3 protein-coding genes are annotated in these 1,543 nt (G+C 71.0%); 2 read left to right on the top strand and 1 reads right to left on the bottom strand.

Annotated features, from left to right (window positions below):
- A partial coding sequence (locus ACOADB_RS06150) for an alpha/beta hydrolase (protein ID WP_378597070.1) occupies positions 1-377 on the top strand: 377 nt, incomplete at its 5' end.
- Complete coding sequence (locus ACOADB_RS06145) at positions 374-910, top strand: flavin reductase family protein (RefSeq protein WP_378597069.1); 537 nt, start codon at positions 374-376, stop codon at positions 908-910. The genes ACOADB_RS06150 and ACOADB_RS06145, both read left to right, overlap by 4 nt.
- 34 nt (positions 911-944) lie before the next feature.
- Here ACOADB_RS06145 and ACOADB_RS06140 read toward each other — a convergent pair.
- A partial coding sequence (locus ACOADB_RS06140) for an FAD-dependent oxidoreductase (RefSeq protein ID WP_378597068.1) occupies positions 945-1,543 on the bottom strand: 599 nt, incomplete at its 5' end.

Here is a 1,543-nt window from a genome sequence, read left to right as displayed (position 1 = left end):
CCTGGGAAGCGGAGATCGAGGCGCGGAGCGCGTGCCCGGTGCACCGTCGCGTCATCGCGGAGGACAGCGGGTTCGCCCGCGGTGCCCTCAACCGCCCGCTGCCGTGGTCCTCGATCGAGCTGACAGCGCCCCGCAAGCCGGTGCTCGTGCTGCACGGGTCGTCCGATCCGGTCACCTCGTCCGACGAGGCCCTTTCGCTGTACGACGGTGTCCCGGAGGTGCGGGCACGACTGGTCAACGGGGGTCGGCACGACATCCTCAATGACGCATCGCACCGCTCGGTGGCCGCGACGATCGTGCTCTTCCTGGAGTCGCTCAAGCTGGGTCCCGAGCTGCCCGACATCGTCAGCGCGCCGGTCGCGAGTGGCGTCCGATGAGCACGCTTGCCACGAATCCGAAGCTGACGACCAACCAGGACCTCGACCCGGACCGGCTCCGCGAGGCCTTCGGATTCTTCCCGAGCGGCGTGGTGGCGGTGGCGGCCGAGATCGACGGGCGCCCGGTCGGGCTCGCCGCCAGCTCCTTCACGTCGGTGAGCCTGGACCCGCCCCTCGTCTCGGTGAACCTCGCCGTCGCGTCGAAGACCTGGCCCGCCCTGCGCACGGCCCCGCGTCTTGGCGTCACCGTCCTGGCCGACCACCACGCGGCCGTGTGCCGCCAGCTCGCCGGGCCCGTCGATGCCCGGTTCGCCGGAGTCGCCTACACGGTGGCGGCCGGGGGCGGCATCACCATCGACGACGGCCTCGCCCGGTTCGACTGCACCGTCCATCGCGAGGTGGATGCAGGTGACCACGTGTTGATCCTGCTCGAGCTGCAGGCCGTCGACCACGTCGACCGGTCGAGCGGGCAAGGCCCGTTGGTCTTCCACCACAGTGGGTTCGAGCGACTCGAGCCCACCGTCCGCACCTGAGGACAACGCGCCCGCGACCGGTGTCCCCGCCCCGTCAGGACCCTTCGTGATCCGGGTGCGGCTCCAGAGGAGTGGTCGCCGGACCCTGGAGGACGTCACCGTCCACCGAGAACCGGGAGCCGTGGCACGGGCACTCCCACGTCGTCTCCTCCTTGTTGAACGTCACCCGGCAGCCCTGGTGCGTGCAGTTGGCGGACACGACGTGTGCGTCGCCGACCTCGTCGCAGTACGCCGCCCAGATCCCTGCATCCCGCAGGTAGGCCGCCTCACCCGCCTCGAGCTCCGACGTCGTGGCGATGCTCGTCACGTGGGAGCGCACCCGGTCACCCAGCATGCCGTGGGCGAGGCGCGGGGAACCGCTGATCAGCGAGCGCGCCACGACCAGCGGCGCGAGACGTCGGGTGTGGAACAGCGAGGCGTGAGGAGACTCCCGGCCTTCGATGAGATCGCGGATCAGGATGCCCGCCAGCGCGCCGTTGCTCAGGCCCCAGCCGCCGAAGCCGGTGGCCGCCCACATGTTCTTCCCGAACCGGTGCAGGGGACCGATGAACGGCAACCCGTCGGGGGTGTCGTAGTCCTGGGCGGCCCACGACGCTGTCCAGCGCGGGTTGTGGAAGCGCTCGTCTGCCCACC

It is taken from the genome of Nocardioides sp. CPCC 206348, assembly GCF_048654705.1.
In the GTDB taxonomy this organism is placed as follows: domain Bacteria; phylum Actinomycetota; class Actinomycetes; order Propionibacteriales; family Nocardioidaceae; genus Nocardioides.
This window is presented reverse-complemented; position numbering and strand designations above follow the sequence as displayed.

Coding starts and splice junctions, on each gene's coding strand:
- ACOADB_RS06145 (WP_378597069.1), top strand. CDS start 374: ATGAGCACGCTTGCCACGAATCCGAAGCTGACGACCAACCAGGACCTC.